This is a genomic window from Streptomyces alboflavus, from assembly GCF_000716675.1.
GTDB lineage: Bacteria > Actinomycetota > Actinomycetes > Streptomycetales > Streptomycetaceae > Streptomyces > Streptomyces alboflavus.
In genome coordinates this window covers 75,766-94,394 of sequence record NZ_JNXT01000045.1, presented here as the reverse complement: position 1 = coordinate 94,394, position 18,629 = coordinate 75,766, and the positions used below count along the sequence as shown (strand labels likewise).

Below are 18,629 nucleotides of genomic sequence, written 5' to 3'. Positions count from 1 at the left end.
TTGCGCATGCGCAAGGAAGACCCATAGGTTCTTAAGCACGGGAACGGCGGCTTCTCCGAAGCCCTGGTCCCGTGCTGTACTTGTCAGTCCGAGGAACGGTTTCGGCCGCTCCCCTAGACGCCGAGAGGAGGCGATTCCAGTGATCAGCAACAACGAGAGCTTCATCAGCACCGTCAAAATGACCGATCGCTCGGTCGTCGCTTCCTGCCTGCTCGGCTTCTCGAACCAGGGCACCGGTCTGTCCGTCGGCAACGCCGCTCCGTCTCTCGGCAGCGCCGCCGTGCGTCCGGCCGCCCCCGCCCTGCCCCTGTCGGGTCTTGAGATCCGCGAGGGCAATGAGCGACCGACCAAGGCATCGGAAGCAGTAGCGACGGCACAGGCACAGGCCTATGTCTTCGCGGCAGCCGGTGCCGGATTCCGGAACAAGACGCAGCAGCACCACACGATGTGGGCCTTCCGTGGGCTCGAACCCTGGAGTGATCCAGTCTGATCTCGATCAGACCGGCGCCTTCAGGGCCGCGGAACCCCACCCGGGATCCGCGGCCCTTCTGTTTTCCCCAGAACCGGGAGACAGAGCGAAGGGGCTGAGCAAGACCCGGTACCAGCCGCCAACCGGCCGACCCAGGCCGGCACGACCAGACGAGGAAAACACCACCGTGCAACTCGAAGCGCACGCCCCGTCCGTACCGCCTTCAGACACTCTCCCGCCGCCCGCACCCACGGAGGACCCGACCTTGACTCCCCTCACCGCGCTCACCGCGCTCGACGACGCCATCGAGAACCTCGGCGTACCCGTCCCCTGCCGTGCCTACGACCCGGAGGTCTTCTTCGCCGAGTCCCCGGCCGACGTCGAGTACGCCAAGTCCCTCTGCCGTACCTGCCCGCTGATGGAGGCCTGCCTGGCCGGCGCCAAGGAGCGGCGTGAGCCGTGGGGCGTCTGGGGCGGCGAGCTCTTCGTCCAGGGCGTGGTCGTGGCCCGCAAGCGGCCGCGTGGCCGTCCGCGGAAGAACCCGGTCGTGGCATGAGTACCGCCGGAACGATCGATCGCCCCATGACGCACGACCCCAAGAAGCAGGCCCCGATGAAGGCACCCACGAGCGAGCCCAGTGGCTCCGCCATCTCAGACTTCACCACCACCGGCGCGACCGGCTCGCGCCAGAACAGGACCCGCGAAATGCAACTCATCCCAGAAGCCCTGGCCCGTGCGCATATGCACGAACGCCTGCGTGAGGCCGAGGAGCACCGCCCGGCCGCGCGCCTGATCGCGGCTCGCCGCATGCAGCGCCGCGCCGAGCGCGCGTCCCTGCGCGCGAGGCGTGCCCTCGCCATCGCGGTCATGCAGTAGTCCCGCAGCTCCGCGAATCCGCGAGAACCGGTGCGGCCGCGCCAGAGCGGCCGCACCGGCAGGCACGACACGCACGGCGGCCCGGGACGCGCGCAGCGCCCGGGGCACCGGCACAGACGAAGCTCACCGGAGCTTCACGGAAGTACACCGCGGGGGCCGGTCCGAACGGACCGGCCCCCGCGGTGCGTTGTGCGCACCGATCTTCTGGTGGCGGCGATAAGGTCGCCGCGTGGACCAGCAGCCTCCTGAACCTGCGGACGCCCGGCACGACGTCAAGAACGGCCACGACGTCAAGAACGACATCGAGAGCGTCGTGTGCTCCCGCTGCGGCACAGTCGCCGACGGCTCGCCCCCGACATGGATCTGCTCCGTGGAGAACGGCGCCCGGCACTACTTCTGCGACACCTGCTCCCGGGACAACATCCGGGCGATCGAGGGGCGGCTCGACTCTGCCTGGTGGTGAGCCACCCCTCCGCTCGATGGCACACCCGCCCGCCTCGGCTCAGCCTTGGTGCGCCGCCACGTGAGGCTGGTACCCGAGATCGACGCCCTGCGGCACACCCGTGGCGCGCAGCGCGTCCAGCAGATCCGGGAGCTGGGGCGGCCACAGCGGCTCGGGGGCTTCGGCCAGCTCCCGCGGGGTCCACCAGCGCCAGCGCAGGATGCCGTCCTCGGCATGCGCGGCGGCGGCCTCGGGCGTAGGGGCGCGCCGTGGCCCGCGGGCCACGTAGATGTGCTCGTGCTGACGTACCGGCACACCCGCGCGGGTGAAATCGTGCTCCCAGGTGCACAGCAGGGCTCCGGGCCGCACGTCCGTCCAGCCGGTCTCCTCGCGCAGTTCGCGCAGCACGCCCTCCCTCGGCAGCTCGTCCGGATCAAGGCCGCCGCCGGGCATGGCCCAGTGGACACCCACTTCCTCGTTGTCGTACCCGAAGAGGAAGACCGCGTCGTCCGGGGCGATCACCGCAACCCGCGCCGCGCGCCGGGGTGTTCTGCGCACGGTCATGCCTCCGCCACCGCCTCCTCCACGCCCTCATCCGCCGGGCCCGCCGCCAAGTCGGCTTCCTCCTCGACGTCCTGGGCGACGAATCCCGGCAGCCACTCCTCCAGTTCCTCCCGCATCCGCACCGTCGCGCCCAGCTGACACAGGACCCCGATGGTGCTGAGCGTCACGCGGTGGATCAGGAGATACGACGGAGGGAGGTTCAGCCGCTTGCCCAACTGGTGGGCGGGGGAGCGGGGGTCGGCCACCCGGGCCGCCTGGCTGCGCATCCAGCCACGGGTGAACGTGAACTCCTCCGCCACCGCGGGCTCGATGATCGGCAGCAGATAGTCGAGGACGGCCTCCGGCTCCAGGTCGACCGTCTCCTTGACGAAGCCCTCCTCGCACAGCATGTCGTAGACCGCGTCCGCCTCGCCCTCGACGGTCATCCGCAGCGAGTCGCCGATCGTTGGGGGCAGTCCGCCGGGCAGCCGGTCCACCGTGCCGAAGTCGAGGACGCCGAGCCGCCATTCGCCCTTCTCGCCGGTCAGCAGCCGGAAGTTGCCCGGGTGCGGGTCGGCGTGCAGCAGGCCTGTGCGGGCCGGCCCCGAGAAGAGGAAGCGCGTCAGGAGCTGGCCGGCGCGGTTCTTCTGCTCCTGCGTCCCCTCCGCGATCACCTCCGACAGCGGCACCCCGTCCATCCACTCCGTCACCAGGACCTGCTCGCTCTGGTGGACCACGTCCGGCACCACGACATCCGGGTCGTCCGCGAACTCCTCGGCGTGGGCGCGCTGGGCCTGTGCCTCCAGGCCGTAGTCCAGCTCCTCGGAGACGCGGTCGCGCAGTTCGGCGATGAGCGGCTTGATGTCCATGCCCGGGATCAGCGGGCCGAGGACCCGGGCGAAGCGGCTCAACTGGTTCAGGTCCGAGAGCAGCGCCTCGCCCGCGCCCGGATACTGCACCTTCACCGCGACATCGCGGCCGTCCTCCCACACCGCCCGGTGCACCTGGCCGATCGAGGCCGCCGCCGCGGGCTTGTCCTCGAACTCCTGGAAACGATCACGCCAGTCCGCCCCGAGCCGCTCCGCGAGCACCGCGTGCACCGTGCGCGTCGGCATCGGCGGCGCCGCTTCCTGAAGCTTCGTCAGCGCCGCCCGATAGGGACCCGCCACCTCTTCCGGGAGCGCCGACTCGAAGACGGACAGCGCCTGCCCGAACTTCATGGCGCCGCCCTTCAGCTCGCCGAGGACCTTGAACAGTTGCTCCGCCGTGCGCTGTTGCAGCTCCCGGCCGACGATCTCCGCCGACTTGCCGCCGATGCGTTTGCCGAGCCCCCAGGTCGCCCGCCCGGCGAAGCCGAGCGGCAGCGCGGCCAGCTTGGCGGTACGGGTGACCGCCTTCCGGGGAAGATCAGACATGCGCCCCTCCAAATCCCAGACAGCCGCGCCCTTTCGGACGCTTACTCGGCCATTGTCTCGTGCGGCTCTCGATCCACGGAGGCGCGCTCCCCCTTTACTTGCTCACTCGCCCCACAGGGGCACGAACGATGCGTCCGCGCGCGGTGTCTGCGCCAGTCGAAGCCGGGCGTCGAGGTCTCCCAGCGCGCCCCCGCGAGGGCCGGCTCCGCCCCGTCGAGGAAGGCGAGCGCGTGCGCGGCGGCCAGCCCCGCGACCGTCGCCGCGAGGGCCAGGTCACAGGCCGGGACCTGGCGGCGACGGCCCGAGCGCCACTGGGCCAGCATGCGCGGCCAGGCCGCGTCGGCGTCGGCGCGGTCCAGGGCGAGGCAGCCCGCGCAGGCGGTCGCGCCGGGCAGGACCAGCGGGCCGACCACGCCTGTGCCCTCGATCACCCCGGCGTACAGATGCGGGGTCCCCGCAGCGATCAGGGGCTCGGCGGCGGCCGGGTCGGGAGCGAAGGCGTCCAGGCCGTCGCGCGGGGCGAGGACGACCAGGGACCAGGCACGCTCGCCGTCGCCCCGGTCCTCGGGGTGGCGGGGCGGACGTCCGGGCGCCGCGCGCCGTGCGGCCGTTCTCGCGGCGGCGTCCCTTCGCTGTCCCACCGAATCCGGCGGCACCCCGCCCGGAGCGACGTCCCACGGCTCGACACAGCCGCCGTCCATCACATCGACCTCGCCGACCCCCGCCCCGGACAGGACCGAGGCGACGACCGCCCCCACCCGGCCGCCGCCCTTGACGCGCACGCGGGTGGCCCGGCGCGCGGCCATCGTGCGGACGGCCTGGTTCGGCTCCGGGGTGACGACCGACAGCGCGGCGAGGTCGGGGCGCAGCCGGTCCATCACGTCCGTGCGGGCGCGCAGGGCGTCGGCCGCCGGGCCCCCGCCTGTCGCGTCGTCGAGCAGTCCGGCGCGGGCCAGCCGGTGCAGGAGCCGGTCCACATGGCCGTCCGGCAGTCCTATCCGCTGTCCCTCCGCGCGCAGCAGGGGCAGCCCGCGGGTGCCGTCGAGGAGAGAGAGGAAGCTGCCCGTCGCGGTGTCCACGGGCCCGAGGACCCGGGCGTGTGCCCGCGTCGCCCCGAACTGGACGGTGTTCAGGTCGCGCCAGCCCCGGCGCAGGCTCGGTTTCAGGATCGGATGCATCGTTCGGCCCCCCGTCGGTCCGGCCGGACGTCGTGGTCGTCGTCGTTCGGCCGCTCGAATGCCAGAATGCCCGGCCCGCGCCGGACGTGCGCGCGGTTGTCCACAGGCGCTGAGTACTTGTCGTACTAATGCAGCGCATGGGGAGTGGATCGGGACCGAACCGTCCCGGAGGCGGGACTTCCCCCACGCCAAGCGGGTAACGTCATGGCGTGCCCGCCGACCCACTGCATCGCGGAAGCCCACAGCGCAGCGCGACCAGCCCGCCGCCATCAGGCTCGGCGGCGAGCGCGGTCGAGGTGCGAAGGAGCGCCCGCCGCCGCAGAACGGTCTCGGCGTACCGGGAGGGCGACCGGACCGTCGTCCTGATCCCCGCCCGGATGTCCGAGGCGGAGGAGCAGCGCTGGGTGGGCGTCATGCTGGACAAGCTGGCGGCACAGGAGAGCAAGCGGGTCCTGGGCGACAGCGAGCTGTCCGAGCGGGCCCTCAGGCTGTCCGAGCAGTTCTTCGACGGCCGGGCCCGGCCCAGCTCCGTTCGCTGGGTGACGAATCAGAACACCAGGTGGGGCTCGTGCACGCCGTCGGAGGGCAGCATCCGGCTCTCCCACCGGCTGCAGGGCATGCCCGAGTACGTCGTGGACTACGTCCTGCTCCATGAGCTCGCGCACCTCCTCGTGCCCGGGCACGGGCCCCGGTTCTGGCGCCTCCTCGACGCGTATCCGCGCACCGAGCGGGCCCGGGGCTACCTCGAAGGGGTGGTCGCGGCGGACCGGCTGCCGCACCTTCCGGCTGCTCGCGAGGAGTGAGGGGCGCCTGGTGCGCCGGTTGTGTACCGGGTCTGTACCGACGTCGTCCACTGTCGGACGGAGCGGTTAGCCTGGCGCGACGCAACCACTCGGGATGGGGGACGGTCGTTACGTATGGCCAGGGAATTCCAACGCGGCCACAAGGCCAGGATCAGTGACCTCACCGCGGGGACCGATCTGTACGTAGGCGTGCACATCGCTGCCCCAGGGGTGACCTTCGACATCAGCTGCTTCGGCCTCGACGCGAGTGAGCGGCTGTCGGACGACCGTTACTTCATCTTCTTCAACCAGCCGAAGTCTCCGGAGGAGTCGCTTCAGCTCCTGGGCGCCCAGGCCGGTGACGACGAGTCCTTCCGCGTCACGCTGGACCGGATCCCGCCGCAGATCCAGAAGCTGTCGTTCACCGCGGCGATCGATGGCGCCGGGCAGATGTCGCAGCTCGCCTCCGGGTACATCCGGATCGTGGCCGGCGGCGAGGAAGTGGCCCGGTACTCCTTCAACGGCTCGGAGTTCTCCACCGAGCGCGCCCTGATGCTGGGCGACTTCTACCTGAAGGACGTCTGGCGCTTCGCCGCGATCGGGCAGGGCTTCGACGGCGGCCTCGACGCGCTGATCAGGAACTTCGGCGGCGAGGTCGCCGAGGAAGAGCCCCCGGCCCCCGAGCCGCAGGCCGCCCCCGGCTTCGCGCCGCCCGCCGGCGGTGCCGCGCCTGCCGCCGCGGCGCCGCCCGCGTTCGGCGCGCCCGCGGGTCCCGCCACGCCGCCCCCGGCGCCGGTTCCGGCTCCCGCGCCCGACCCCGCTCCCGCCCAGCACTTCGCGCCCCCCGGCGGTGCGACCCCGCCGCCCGCCCCGGCCCCCGACCCCTCGGTGCACGCCGCGCAGACCATCGTCGCGCCGCTCAACCAGCCGGGCGGCGCCGTCCCGCCCCCGCAGGCCCCGAGCCCGTACGGCCAGCCGGGCCAGACGCCGCCCCCGCCGCCGGGCTACGGCCAGCAGCCCTCCGCGCCCCTGCCGCCCGGCTACGGCCAGCCCTCGGCACCGCCCCCGCCGGGCTACGACCAGCAGCAGCCCTCGGCCCCCCTGCCGCCCGGCTACGGCCAGCAGGCCGCCGCGCCCGCGCCGCCCGGCTACGGCCAGCCGCCGGGGGCGCCCATGCCTGGCCAGGTCCCCGGCCAGGCCCCGGCCCCGTTCGGCCAGGCAGCCCCGGGCGGAGTCCCGCAGGGCGCCCCGCAGACCGCCGGTGTGGCCGCCGCGCTCCAGAAGTACCGCGAGGCGGGCACGGGACAGCGCTGGACGCAGCAGAACGAGAAGCTGGTCCGCGTCGACCTCGGTGTCGGCGCCCAGCCGGTGCTCGCCCGCCAGGGCAGCATGGTGCTCTACCAGGGCAAGGTCGAGTTCGGCTACAAGGGCGCGGGCTTCCAGGGCCGCATCGTCGGCAACGCGACCGGTCAGGAGATGCAGCTCATGCGCTGCTCCGGACGCGGCCAGGTCTTCCTCGCGGAGGAAGGCACGCACCTGCACCCCATCGAGCTCCAGGGCGACGCGATCTGCGTCTCCGCGGAGAACGTCCTCGCCTTCGACGAGACGCTGCAGCACGAGGTGCGCCGCATCGAGGGTCACGGGATCCCCGGTGGCGCGCTGTTCGTCATGCAGTTCCAGGGGACCGGCACGGTCGTCGTGAAGACGCACGGCATGCCCGTCGTGCTGCCGGTCACGCCGACGACGTTCGCCGACTGCCACGCCGTGGTGGCGTGGTCGGCGGCCGCCCAGGCCATCGTGTCCAGCCAGGTCAGGCTGCGCGGCAACGCGTCCGCGGGCTTCACGGGAGAGAGCGTGAACCTCCAGTTCCGTGGCGCGCCCGGCAATTTCATCGTCGTCCAGCCGTTCGAGGTCTGAGGGAGCCCGTCATGAACCAGCAGCTCGCGGGCTTTGCCCCGGCACCCGTCGCCGCCCGCATGGAGAACCACGGCCACCACATGGTCAAGGTCGCCATGCAGACCGGGAACGACCTCCTCGCGCGCGTGGGGTCGATGGTCGCCTACGAAGGCTTCGTGCAGTACGAGCCGAACCCGCCCGCCGTCCGCCAGATCGCGCGCGACTGGATCACCGGCGAGGGCGCCCCCCTGATGAAGTGCTCCGGAGACGGCCTGCTCTACCTCGCCGACTACGGAGCCGATGTCGTCATCATCAACCTGGCGGGCGACTCGCTCTCCGTGAACGGCACCAACCTGCTCGCCTTCGACGCGAGCCTCCAGTGGGGTGTCGAGCGGGTCAAGGGCCTGGCGAAGTTCGCCGGGCAGGGCCTGTGGAACATCAAGGTCTCCGGCCAGGGCTGGGTGGCGCTGACCTCCCGCGGCACGCCGATCGTCGTCGACTGCGGCCGCGGCGAGGACGAGACGTACGTGGACCCGGACGCGCTGATCGCCTGGTCGCCGAACCTGAAGGTGAAGGGCAAGCGCAGCTTCAGGGCCGGCTCCCTGATCGGGCGCGGCAGCGGCGAGGCCTACCAGATGGGCTTCTCCGGAGAGGGCATCGTCGTCGTACAGCCCAGTGAGGACAGCACCGACCGCCTCCGGATCCGGAGCTGAGGGGGAGCAACACACCATGCAGAGCTCGCTTTTCGCGCATGCTGAGCAGCAGACTCAGGAGCGCTACTCCGTCCAGAACCCGCAGCTCCTGCGGGTCGCCCTGGAGGGCCACGACGACGTGCTCGCCCGCAAGGGCTCGATGGTCGCCTACCAGGGGCTCATCGAGTTCGACGCCGAGTTCCAGAGCCGGGGCCAGCAGCGCGCCCGCGCGCACACCGGCGAGGGCCTGGACCTGATGCGCTGCCACGGGCAGGGCACCGTCTACCTCGCGAACCTCGCGCAGTACATCCACCTGGTGGACGTGGACCAGGACGGCCTGACGGTGGACAGCGCCTATGTCCTCGCCATGGACTCGTCCCTCACCCACCAGGTCATCGCGGTGGACAGCCAGTACGGCATCTCCGGCTCCGGGAAGTACCAGCTCAACATCACCGGGCGCGGCAAGGTCGCCCTGATGACGTCGGGCCAGCCGCTGATGCTCCAGGTCACCCCGGACCGGTACGTCAACGCCGACGCGGACGCGATCGTCGCCTGGTCCAACGGGCTGCGGGTGCAGATGCAGGCCCAGACGCACTCCTCGGGCGTCTGGCGGCGCCGCGGCAACACCGGCGAGGGCTGGGAGCTCAGCTTCATGGGCCAGGGCTACGCCCTCGTCCAGCCCAGCGAGATGCTGCCGCCGCAGCACGCCAACATCGGGCAGGGCGCGCGTGCCCAGTTCGGCATGGGGCAGCAGGGTGCCCGGGGGCAGAACCAGGGCAACGTCTGGAACTGAGCGTGTCCCCGGGACGGGGATCATGAGCAGGTCGTGGGGAACTGCGGGCCAGTTGTGGCTGGTCGCGCAGTTCCCCGCGCCCCTTTCAGGGGCATACGTCCGCTACAGGCGTGCCCTGGTCGCCTCGACGAGTCGCACGACCGATTCGTCGGCCACGTCCGCCACCTCGCCGTAGGCGAACCAGCGCAGGTCCAACGATTCGTCGCTGATCGCCTCGGTCGCGTCCGCCGGGGCCAGCGCGGCGTACTGCACGTCCAGGTGCTGGGTGCACGGGCCGGGGATCGGGTGCCGGTCGAGGCGGACCGGGCCACCGGGCAGCAGCGACAGGCCCGGGACGCCCGACTCCTCGGTGGCCTCGCGCAGCGCGGCGGCGGCCAGGGAGGCGTCGCCCGGCTCGCAGTGGCCGCCCATCTGGAGCCACATCCGCAGCTTCTTGTGCAGCGTCAGCAGCACGCGCCCGCGCGACGGGTCGATCACCAGGGCGCTGGCCGTCACATGCCCGTCCGTGCAGGCCTTCCACAGGCCGTCCTCGGGGTGCGCGGACAGGTGGTCCAGGTAGTACTGGCGGAGCTCTTCCTGGTTCTCGTAGGCCTTCAGTACGAGAACGGCGTCGTCGTGCAGGCTCACTTGCCGTCGTCGTCCTTGCCCTCGCCGGAGCCGCCCTCGGCCGGGCCGCCGTCCGTGGCGTCGCCCTTCTTGAGGTCCGGCTTGCCGGACGTGCCGCCGCCCGCGGCCTCGCCGAGCATCTTGTCCAGCTCGGAGAAGTCCAGCTGCTCGCGGTGCACGAAGCCGTCCGGGTCGTCCAGGTCCGACGCCGTCGGGAGCATGTCCGGGTGGGCCCACAGGCCGTCACGGCCGTCCACACCGCGCGCGTCCGTGAGCGAGGCCCACAGGCGCGAGGCGTCCCGCAGGCGGCGCGGGCGGAGCTCCAGGCCGATCAGGGTGGCGAAGGTCTGCTCGGCGGGGCCGCCGGTGGCCCGGCGCCTGCGCAGCGTCTCGCGCAGCGCGTCCGCGGACGTCAGACGGGGCTTGGCCGCCGCGTGCACGACCGCGTCCACCCAGCCCTCGACGAGCGCGAGAGCGGTCTCCAGGCGGGCGAGGGCGGCCTTCTGCTCGGCCGTGTCCTCGGGCTGGAACATGCCCTGCTGGAGCGCCTCCTGCAGCTGCTCCGGGTTCTGCGGGTCGAACTGGCCGACGACGTCCTCCAGCTTGGAGGTGTCGACCTTGATCCCGCGCGCGTACCCCTCGACGGCGCCGAACAGATGCGAGCGCAGCCACGGCACGTGCGCGAAGAGGCGCTGGTGGGCCGCCTCGCGCAGGGCGAGATACAGGCGCACCTCCTCCATCGGCACGCCGAGGTCCTTGCCGAACGCCTCCACGTTCACCGGCAGGAGCGCGGCCTTGCCCGCGGGGCCGAGGGGGAGCCCGATGTCCGTCGAGCCGACGACCTCGCCCGCGAGGACGCCGACGGCCTGGCCGATCTGCTGGCCGAACATGGCGCCGCCCATGGAGCGCATCATGCCGATCAGCGGGCCCGCCATGGCCTGCATCTCGTCCGGCAGGACGTCGCCCATGGCGAGGCCGACCCGCTCGGCGACCGGGTCGACGAGCTCCTTCCAGGCCGGCAGGGTCGCCTCGACCCACTCGGCGCGGCTCCAGGCGACGGCGCTGCCCGAGCCCGACGGCAGGGACGTCGCGTCGTCCAGCCACAGGTCGGCCAGGCGCACGGCCTCCTCGACCGCGGTCCGCTCGGCGGGGCCGACGCTCGCGTCCTTGGTGCCGTCCGCCGTGCCCTGGGAGACGGTCTGGCGGGCGATGTCCTTGGCCATGTCCCAGTTCACGGGACCGCCCTCGTACGAGAGCATCTGGCCGAGCTGCTGGAACGCGGCCCCCAGGTCGTTCGGATTCATCGATCCGAACATCGCGGCGAAGGGGTTGTCACCCCCCGCGCCGCCCGCTCCCAGCGGCCCGAAGCCGAACGGGTTGGCAGGGCCGCCGGAACCCTGTCCCCCTCCGGGGGTGTCCTTCTTCTTGCCCTCGTCGCCGTTCTCCGGCTCCTCCGGCGGAAGGCCGAATCCGAATGGGGTGTCACTCACGGGGTTCCTCGGCTCGTAAGGCCACCGGATCTTGGGTCCGGCGGCGGCTGCCCGACAACACCACCCAGCGTAGACACCGCGGCGGGTTCGGGCCTCGGTGCTCCGCCGCCCCGGGGGCTGCGGCAGGATGGTGCCACCTGGTACGTACGCGTCAGTTTGCGTCTGTACTGAAGACAACCGCTGGAGACGCCCGGTGAGTTCCCCAGATCCACAGGTTCGCGCAGCGCGAAACCCCGAAGACCCGACGCCGCCAGAGGCAGGCGGAGGGCCGGACTCCGAGACGGCGCAGGAGACGGCACCCGCTGTGGTGCCGCTGCGCGACGGCTCGCCGTCCGCCTCCCCGTCCTCCTCGCGCGGCCCCGTCGTCGCCGTCACCGGCGCGGCCGCGGGCGTGGGCGCGCTCCTCACCGAGCGCCTGGCCGCGTCCGAGGAGATCAAGCAGGTCGTGGCCATCGACGAGCGCCGCGGTGAGTGCGCACGGGCGCAGTGGCACATCCTCGATGTCCGGGACCCGGCCATCGCCGAGAAGCTGCGCGGCGTGGACGTCGTCGTGCACCTGGCGCTCGACCTCGACCTGGAGACCGACGCCGCCGCCCGCACCGCGTACAACGTGCGCGGCACACAGACCGTCCTCACCGCGGCCGCCGCCGCGGGCGTCCACCGGGTCGTCCTGTGCACCTCCGCGATGGTCTACGGAGCGCTCGCCGACAACGAACTGCCCCTCTCCGAAGACGCCGAATTGCGGGCGACCGCGGAGGCCACGGGCGTCGGTGACCTCCTGGAGATCGAGCGGCTCGCCCGCCGGGCGCCGCGCGCGCATCCCGGTCTGAACGTCACCGTGGTGCGGCCCGCGATCCTCGTCGGCGGCACCGACACCGCGCTGACCAGGTACTTCGAGTCGCCTCGGCTGCTGGTCGTGGCCGGGTCGCGGCCGGCCTGGCAGTTCTGCCACGTCGACGATCTGTGCAGTGCGCTGGAGTACGCCGTCGTGGAGAAGGTCGACGGGGATCTGGCCGTCGGGTGCGACGGGTGGCTGGAGCAGGAGGAGGTCGAGGAGCTGAGCGGGATCCGGCGCATGGAGCTGCCGTCCGCCGTCGCCCTCGGGGCCGCGGCCCGGCTCCATCGGATCGGGCTCACGCCGTCCCCGGCGGGGGATCTCGCCTACACGATGTACCCGTGGGTCGTCAGTGTCAGTCGGCTGCATGATGCCGGGTGGCGGCCGCAGTGGACCAACGAAGAGGTGCTCGCGGAGCTGCTTGAGGAGGTCGCCGGGCGGCGGACTGTTGCCGGGCGGCGGCTGGGGCGCAAGGACGCGACGGCTGCGGGGGCCGCGGGGGCGACGGTTGCTCTGTTGGGTACGGCTGCGTTGGTGCGGCGCGCTCGGAAGGCCCGGCGGCGGCTTTAGCGCTCCGCCGGGTCGGGGTACTGCCCCCGGAGGGGGCATCGGCGGTCTGTAGGGACGTCCAGCGGTCTGTAGGGACGTCCAAGGGAAGGGTGGCCGGGACGGGGGAAACGGCTATTCCTGGATGTCAGTGGTGTGGGGCACGATGGGTTCATGGCGCGTAATCCGATGGACCACCCCGGTGAGCAGGCTGCTGCCGAGCCGATTCGGCTGCTGGCGATCCGGGACACCCCGCTCTCGCTCGACGAGGTCTTCCAGGCCGTCGGGGACGACTCCGCGGGCGGGACGGCGCTGTTCGTCGGGACGGTGCGCGACCACGACGGCGGCGCCGACGTGGACGAGCTGGGGTACTCAAGCCACCCCAGCGCCGAGGCCGAGCTGCGCCGCGTGGCAGAGAAGGTCGTCGCCGACTTCCCCGTGCGCGCCCTGGCGGCCGTGCACCGGGTCGGTGACCTCGCCGTGGGCGACCTCGCGGTCGTGGTCGCGGTGTCCTGCCCGCACCGGGCCGAGGCCTTCGCGGCCTGCCGCAAGCTGATCGACGACCTCAAGCACGAGGTGCCGATCTGGAAGCACCAGCGGTTCTCCGACGGCCAGGAGGAATGGGTGGGCGCGTAGCGCTGTGGTGAGGGGCGTAGGCCAGGGGGCTCCGGTTGCGTAACCCGACCCCTGCCGTGAGCGTTGACGGAGCGGATGGTTAATCTGCTGATCAGTCAGTTTTGGTCGCTCATGGGGTCGGGAGGTCGACGTGGCGTCGCTTGCCTGGTTGCTGATTCCGCTTCTGGCGGCGGTCGGTGCCGGTCTGTGGGCCGTTTGGGCCAACCGGAACCGCAAGAGCGGCAGGACCGGTGACATCAGCGAGCTGAACGGCTACGCGGCGTTCCGCGAGGCGATGGAGAAGTCCCACTCGGGCTCCGACACCCCCGCCTGATCCCCACCCGATCCCTGGCGCGCCCGCGCCCGATCCCGTACGGACGCCCCAGGGATGCACCCACAGGACCGTCCCGTACTGTCGTTCCATGCCACGCCGCACTGCGACGATGCTCGCCTCCACCCTGATGCTGATCGCGCTGCTCTGCGCCGGAGTGCTCATCAAAGTGCCGTACTCGGAGATGTCACCGGGCCCGACGGTGAACACCCTGGGGGACCACGACGGCGAGCCGGTGCTGCAGATCTCGGGCCGCAAGACGTACCCGACGAGCGGTCACCTGAACATGACGACGGTCAGGGTGACCAGCGCCGACTACAAGATGAACCTCCCGGAGGCCGTGTACGGCTGGCTGGCGCACGACAACATCGTCGTGCCGCACGACACGCTGTACCCGAACGGCAAGACCGAGCAGCAGTCGACGCAGGAGAACGCGGAGGAGTTCAGCCAGTCCCAGGAGAGCGCCAAGGTCGCCGCCCTGAAGGAACTGAAGATCCCCGTGAAGTCCCAGGTGGTCGTCTCCACCGTCTACAAGGACAGCCCGGCCGAGGGCAGGCTGCACGCCGGTGACGTCATCAGGAGCGTCGACGGCGAGCCCGTGAAGCAGTTCACGGACGTCGCCGAGCTCGTCAGGAAGCACAAGCCCGGCGAGCAGGTCGTGTTCGGCATCGTCCCCGTCAAGGAGGCGGCCGCCGCGGAGAAGGCCGACAAGCGGCCGACCGCGACCGAGCAGGTGAAGATCACCACGACGAAGGCCGAGGACGACCCCAAGGTCGCGATGGTCGGCATCAAGGCCGGGACCGACCACACGTACCCGTTCACCATCGACATCAAGCTCGCCGACGTGGGCGGGCCGAGCGCCGGTCTTATGTTCGCCCTCGGCATCGTCGACAAGCTGACACCGGGCGACCTCACCGGCGGCAAGTTCGTCGCGGGCACCGGCACCATCGAGGACAACGGCAAGGTCGGACCGATCGGCGGCATCGAGATGAAGACCGTCGGTGCCCGCGACAAGGGCGCCGAGTACTTCCTGACGCCGAAGGACAACTGCGCGTCCGCCGCGAGCGACGTCCCCGACGGGCTCACGCTGGTCAAGGTGAACACCATCAAGGACGCCGTGAAGTCGCTCAAGGCCATCAGCGAGGGCGACACCGCCGACCTGCCGAAGTGCACCACCAAGGGCTGACCCGACAGCGGTGGCCGGGGCGGCCGACGCCGGCCCCGGCCACTTAACGCGCGAGCAGCGTCAGCGAGCCGCTCCGCGGACGGATCAGGAAGCTGCTCCGCCTGCTCCGGCTACTCCGCGAACGTCGCCGCCAGCGCCTCCGCGAGCCCCGGAACCAGGTCCGAGCCCGTGAGGACGTCCGTCGCCGCGTCCTTCTCGCGCAGCCGCAGCGCCGACTCGCGGGCGCCGTCACGCAGCACCGCGACGGTCATGCGGACCTCCTGGCGCTCGGGGTGCTTGGCCACCCACTTCGCGAGCTGCTTCTCGCTCATGCCCTCGGGGACGGAGGCCTCCGCGGACGGCGGGAGCATCAGGCGCTCCACGCTCAGGGCGCAGCCGGCGACCGAGTCGGGCCAGGCGATGGTGCCGAGGAACTCGTCGAGCGGGGAGCCCGCGGGCAGTTCCTCCTGCTCGATGGGGGTCAGGGGCGCCGCGGCCGCGGCGTCGGCCAGGCCGAGGCGGTCCGCCAGGGTCGGCTCCTGCACACGGAGCCGGGCGGTGTCGACGAGCGCGAAGAGCCGTGCGGGCTGATCCCAGCCGAGACCGGCGACATAGTCGTCGATTTCGAGCACTGCGCGGGTGAGGGGACTCGCGGCCATCGGTGGGCCGGAGGGGGAAACGTTGGGCATACCCAATATCCTGCCTCGTTCGGACCCGGGAACGGGAACTGAGTAAAGCATCGGTAAGTTGCATGAGTGGGCTCTACGATCGCGGGGCCCGTTTCAGCCAGCCACAGCTACAGCGAACTTCGAGGTGCGCACCTTGGCTTTCCAGATGCCGGACCGCGGCGGAGGCCCGACGGGGCCACGGATCAGAGTGGGCCGACCGTCCCGTCGTGTCCGGACCCTGCTCATGACGCTCGGCGTCCTGGCCGTCCTGGCCATGGCGTTCGTCATGTTCGCGGGATTCTGGACGGACTGGCTCTGGTACCGCTCCGTAGGCTATTCATCCGTCTTCACCACGACCCTGTGGACCAAGATCGGACTGTTCTTCGTCTTCGGTCTCATCATGGCGGCCGCGGTCGGCGTGAACATCTGGCTGGCGCACCGGCTGCGCCCGCCGCTGAGCGCCATGTCGATGGAGCAGCAGAGCCTCGACCGGTACCGGATGGCGATCGCGCCCTACAAGAAGTGGCTGCTGATCGGCATCACGGCCCTCGTCGGCCTGATCGCGGGCGCGTCCGCCGCCGGCCAGTGGCGCACCTGGCTGATGTGGGTCAACGGCGTCCCCTTCCACCAGAAGGACCCCCAGTTCCATCTGGACGTGTCCTTCTTCGCCTTCGACCTGCCCTGGTACCGCTTCCTGCTGGGCTTCGGCTTCGCCGCCGCGGTGCTCTCGGTGATCGCCGCAGCCCTGACCCACTACCTGTACGGCGGGCTGCGCATCACCAGCCCCGGCGGGCGGGCCACGGCCGCGGCCACCGGTCACCTCTCGGTGCTCATCGGCATCTTCGTGGCCCTGAAGGCGGTCGCCTACTGGCTCGACCGGTACGGCCTCGCGGTGAAGTCCAGTGACTTCAAGGCCACGGGCAACTGGACGGGCCTGCGCTACGTCGACGCGAACGCCTACCTGCCGGCGAAGACCATCCTGTTCTGCATCGCCGTCATCTGCGCGCTGCTGTTCTTCGCGACGCTGTGGCGGCGCACCTGGCAGCTGCCGGTCATCGGCTTCGGCCTGATGGTGCTCTCCGCGATCCTCATCGGCGGGCTCTACCCGGCCATCGTGCAGAAGTTCCAGGTCCAGCCGAACGAGCAGGCCAAGGAAGCCCCGTACGTCGAGAAGAACCTGGAAGCGACGCGTAAGGCGTACGACATCGGCGGCACCGATGTGAAGAAGTACCCGGGCGTGAGCAGCACCAAGGACACCTCGAAGCTGCGGGGTCCCGCGACCGACGCCGCCAGCTTCCGCCTGCTCGACCCGAACATCGTCTCGCCGACGTTCCAGCAGCTCCAGCAGATGAAGGCCTACTACGGCTTCCCGTCGAACCTGGACGTCGACCGCTACAAGGACAAGGACGGCAAGGAGCAGGACACCGTCGTCGGCCTGCGCGAGCTCGACCTGGACGGCGTCCAGAAGAACAACTGGATCAACGACCACTTCCGCTACACCCACGGCTACGGCGTCGTCGCGGCCAAGGGCACCGATGCGAAGGGATCGGGCGAGCCGGTCTTCACGGAGTCCGACCTGCCGTCGAAGGGCAGCCTGCCGCCGTACGAGCAGCGCATCTACTACGGCGAGAAGACCACCCAGTACTCCATCGTCGGCGGTCCGCAGAAGGAGATCGACTACTCGGACGACAGCGGCGAGAAGACGACCAGCTACAAGGGCAAGAGCGGCGTCAACCTTTCCAACCCGCTCAACAGGGCGGCGTACGCGGTGTCGTTCGGCGAGCCGCAGATGCTGTACTCCGGAGCGATCGGCGAGGGCTCGCGGATCCTGTACAACCGCACGCCCAAGGAGCGTGTCGAGGCGGTGGCCCCCTGGCTGACGATCGACGGTGACGCCTACCCGGCGGTGGTCGACGGCAAGATCCAGTGGATCGTGGACGCGTACACGACGACCAACGGCTATCCGTACGCCTCGCGCACCACGCTCGGCGACACCACGGCCGACTCGCTGACGGCGAAGAACAACCAGCGCGCGGTGGTGGCCCAGCAGAACCAGGTCAACTACATCCGCAACTCGGTGAAGGCGACCGTCGACGCGTACACCGGTGACGTCAAGTTGTACGAGTGGGACACCAAGGATCCCGTTCTGAAGACGTGGCGCAAGGCCTTCCCGGACACGGTCAAGGACAAGAGCGAGATCTCCCCGGCCCTGATGGACCACCTGCGCTACCCGCAGGACCTGTTCAAGGTGCAGCGCGAGCTCCTCACCCGCTACCACGTGAAGGACGCCGACACCTTCCTCAGCGGCAGTGAGGTGTGGGAGGTCCCGAGCGACCCGACGAACCAGACGTCCAGCGCGGTCCCGCCGTACTACCTGAGCATGAAGATGCCGGGTGCCAAACAGCAGGACTTCTCGCTGACGACGACGTTCGTGCCCAACAAGCGCAACAACCTCAGCGCCTTCATGGCGGTCAACGCGGACGCGCGGTCGCCTGACTACGGCAAGATGCAGATCCTGAAGATGCCGACGGACAGAACGGTCGACGGACCGAAGCTGGTGCAGAGCCAGTTCAACTCCGACAAGGACATCGCGGAACAGATCAGGCTCCTCAAGGGCGGCGACTCGGAAGTCGACTACGGCAATCTGCTGACCGTGCCCCTGGATGGCGGGCTGCTGTATGTGGAACCGGTCTACGTCAAGGGCGGCGGGCTCAAGTACCCACTCCTGAAGCGGGTCCTGGTCACCTACGGAGACAAGATCGCCTTCGAGAGCACCCTGGAGAAGGCCCTGAACGTGGTCTTCGGCACCGAGGGAGCGACACCGGTCGAGCCACCGGACAAGCCGGGCAGCGGTGAGAAGGACAAGCCCGACAAGCCGAAACCGCCGACGTCGGACAACCCCGCCCTCCAGAAGGCCATCGACGACGCCCAGAAGGCGATCGACGACGGCAAGGAAGCTCTCAAGAACGACGACTGGGAGGAGTACGGCAAGGCGCAGGAGAGGCTCCAGGAGGCACTGGAGCGCGCCGAGGACGCCCAGCCGAAGAAGAAGAGCGACAAGGGTGGCGACGGGAGCGGTTAAGGGCACCTCAGCAGGCCCGTAGCGCGCGACAGCGCACGGGCACCACCTCGCGCCGTGGTACGGTTGCAACACAACGGCGCGGGGTGGAGCAGCTCGGTAGCTCGCTGGGCTCATAACCCAGAGGTCGCAGGTTCAAATCCTGTCCCCGCTACTCACAGCGAAGGCCCGGATCCTCTAGAGGATCCGGGCCTTCGTCATGCGCCGG

19 protein-coding genes and 1 tRNA gene are annotated in these 18,629 nt (G+C 70.8%); 14 read left to right on the top strand and 6 right to left on the bottom strand.

The window, feature by feature from the left end; translation table 11 throughout:
* Positions 1–139: 139 nt before the first annotated feature.
* The 4 genes from OO63_RS29365 (at position 140) to OO63_RS29350 (ending at position 1,808) form a co-directional block, all read left to right on the top strand.
* Positions 140–490: a hypothetical protein gene (locus OO63_RS29365; RefSeq protein ID WP_030359818.1), complete on the top strand. Its 351-nt coding sequence runs from the start codon at positions 140–142 to the stop codon at positions 488–490.
* A gap of 166 nt (positions 491–656) precedes the next feature.
* Positions 657–1,025, top strand: coding sequence for a WhiB family transcriptional regulator (locus OO63_RS29360; RefSeq protein ID WP_030359819.1), 369 nt, complete (start codon positions 657–659; stop codon positions 1,023–1,025).
* The gene (locus OO63_RS29355; protein ID WP_030359820.1) at positions 1,022–1,345 is read left to right on the top strand and encodes a hypothetical protein; all 324 of its coding nucleotides are present in this window, start codon (positions 1,022–1,024) and stop codon (positions 1,343–1,345) included. The genes OO63_RS29360 and OO63_RS29355 overlap by 4 nt, the downstream gene beginning before the upstream one ends.
* Positions 1,346–1,574: 229 nt before the next feature.
* Positions 1,575–1,808, top strand: coding sequence for a hypothetical protein (locus OO63_RS29350; protein ID WP_033264575.1), 234 nt, complete (start codon positions 1,575–1,577; stop codon positions 1,806–1,808).
* 39 nt (positions 1,809–1,847) lie between these two features.
* Here the strand turns inward: OO63_RS29350 and OO63_RS29345 are convergent, their stop codons facing one another.
* The 3 genes from OO63_RS29345 to OO63_RS29335 are packed head-to-tail and all read right to left on the bottom strand — an operon-like array spanning position 1,848 to position 4,923.
* Entirely contained in the window at positions 1,848–2,351 is a 504-nt protein-coding gene (locus tag OO63_RS29345; RefSeq protein WP_030359821.1) for an NUDIX hydrolase, read from the bottom strand.
* Entirely contained in the window at positions 2,348–3,745 is a 1,398-nt protein-coding gene (locus OO63_RS29340) for an ABC1 kinase family protein (protein WP_030359822.1), read from the bottom strand. Before OO63_RS29340 ends, OO63_RS29345 begins: the two co-directional genes overlap by 4 nt.
* Positions 3,746–3,786: 41 nt before the next feature.
* Positions 3,787–4,923 (bottom strand): TOMM precursor leader peptide-binding protein, encoded by a 1,137-nt coding sequence (locus OO63_RS29335; protein WP_030359823.1) that lies wholly within the window; start codon positions 4,921–4,923, stop codon positions 3,787–3,789.
* A gap of 209 nt (positions 4,924–5,132) precedes the next feature.
* On the opposite strand from OO63_RS29335, the gene OO63_RS29330 reads away from it, so the two are divergent.
* The 4 genes from OO63_RS29330 to OO63_RS29315 all read left to right on the top strand — a co-directional run bounded on the left by OO63_RS29330 (position 5,133) and on the right by OO63_RS29315 (position 9,086).
* Positions 5,133–5,726, top strand: a complete 594-nt coding sequence (locus tag OO63_RS29330) for a M48 metallopeptidase family protein (RefSeq protein WP_033264574.1) — start codon at positions 5,133–5,135, stop codon at positions 5,724–5,726.
* Positions 5,727–5,840: 114 nt separating this feature from the next.
* Entirely contained in the window at positions 5,841–7,622 is a 1,782-nt protein-coding gene (locus OO63_RS29325; protein WP_030359825.1) for a TerD family protein, read from the top strand.
* Positions 7,623–7,633: 11 nt separating this feature from the next.
* Complete coding sequence (locus OO63_RS29320; RefSeq protein ID WP_030359826.1) at positions 7,634–8,314, top strand: AIM24 family protein; 681 nt, start codon at positions 7,634–7,636, stop codon at positions 8,312–8,314.
* 16 nt (positions 8,315–8,330) lie between these two features.
* The gene (locus tag OO63_RS29315) at positions 8,331–9,086 is read left to right on the top strand and encodes an AIM24 family protein (RefSeq protein ID WP_030359827.1); all 756 of its coding nucleotides are present in this window, start codon (positions 8,331–8,333) and stop codon (positions 9,084–9,086) included.
* Between the two features lie 102 nt (positions 9,087–9,188).
* Here OO63_RS29315 and OO63_RS29310 read toward each other — a convergent pair whose 3' ends face one another.
* Both OO63_RS29310 and OO63_RS29305 read right to left on the bottom strand, forming a co-directional pair.
* Complete coding sequence (locus tag OO63_RS29310; RefSeq protein ID WP_030359828.1) at positions 9,189–9,713, bottom strand: NUDIX hydrolase; 525 nt, start codon at positions 9,711–9,713, stop codon at positions 9,189–9,191.
* Entirely contained in the window at positions 9,710–11,182 is a 1,473-nt protein-coding gene (locus tag OO63_RS29305; RefSeq protein WP_030359829.1) for a zinc-dependent metalloprotease, read from the bottom strand. Before OO63_RS29305 ends, OO63_RS29310 begins: the two co-directional genes overlap by 4 nt.
* A gap of 193 nt (positions 11,183–11,375) precedes the next feature.
* On the opposite strand from OO63_RS29305, the gene OO63_RS29300 reads away from it, so the two are divergent.
* The 4 genes from OO63_RS29300 (at position 11,376) to OO63_RS29285 (ending at position 14,695) form a co-directional block, all read left to right on the top strand.
* Positions 11,376–12,587 carry an SDR family oxidoreductase gene (locus tag OO63_RS29300; RefSeq protein ID WP_397622211.1) on the top strand — a complete coding sequence of 404 codons (1,212 nt, stop codon included), beginning with the start codon at positions 11,376–11,378 and terminating at the stop codon, positions 12,585–12,587.
* A gap of 150 nt (positions 12,588–12,737) precedes the next feature.
* Positions 12,738–13,199 (top strand): molybdenum cofactor biosynthesis protein MoaE, encoded by a 462-nt coding sequence (locus OO63_RS29295; protein WP_030359831.1) that lies wholly within the window; start codon positions 12,738–12,740, stop codon positions 13,197–13,199.
* Positions 13,200–13,329: 130 nt separating this feature from the next.
* The gene (locus OO63_RS29290; RefSeq protein WP_030359832.1) at positions 13,330–13,512 is read left to right on the top strand and encodes a hypothetical protein; all 183 of its coding nucleotides are present in this window, start codon (positions 13,330–13,332) and stop codon (positions 13,510–13,512) included.
* A gap of 88 nt (positions 13,513–13,600) precedes the next feature.
* Positions 13,601–14,695, top strand: a complete 1,095-nt coding sequence (locus OO63_RS29285) for a YlbL family protein (RefSeq protein WP_030359833.1) — start codon at positions 13,601–13,603, stop codon at positions 14,693–14,695.
* 110 nt (positions 14,696–14,805) lie between these two features.
* Here the strand turns inward: OO63_RS29285 and OO63_RS29280 are convergent, their stop codons facing one another.
* Positions 14,806–15,363: a PPA1309 family protein gene (locus OO63_RS29280; RefSeq protein ID WP_030359834.1), complete on the bottom strand. Its 558-nt coding sequence runs from the start codon at positions 15,361–15,363 to the stop codon at positions 14,806–14,808.
* 124 nt (positions 15,364–15,487) lie between these two features.
* Here OO63_RS29280 and OO63_RS29275 point away from each other — a divergent pair, with 124 nt between their 5' ends.
* Together OO63_RS29275 and OO63_RS29270 are read left to right on the top strand one after the other, a co-directional pair.
* Positions 15,488–18,424 (top strand): UPF0182 family membrane protein, encoded by a 2,937-nt coding sequence (locus OO63_RS29275; protein ID WP_030359835.1) that lies wholly within the window; start codon positions 15,488–15,490, stop codon positions 18,422–18,424.
* A 77-nt stretch (positions 18,425–18,501) separates the two neighbouring features.
* Positions 18,502–18,575, top strand: a tRNA-Met gene (locus OO63_RS29270).
* Positions 18,576–18,629: the final 54 nt, after the last annotated feature.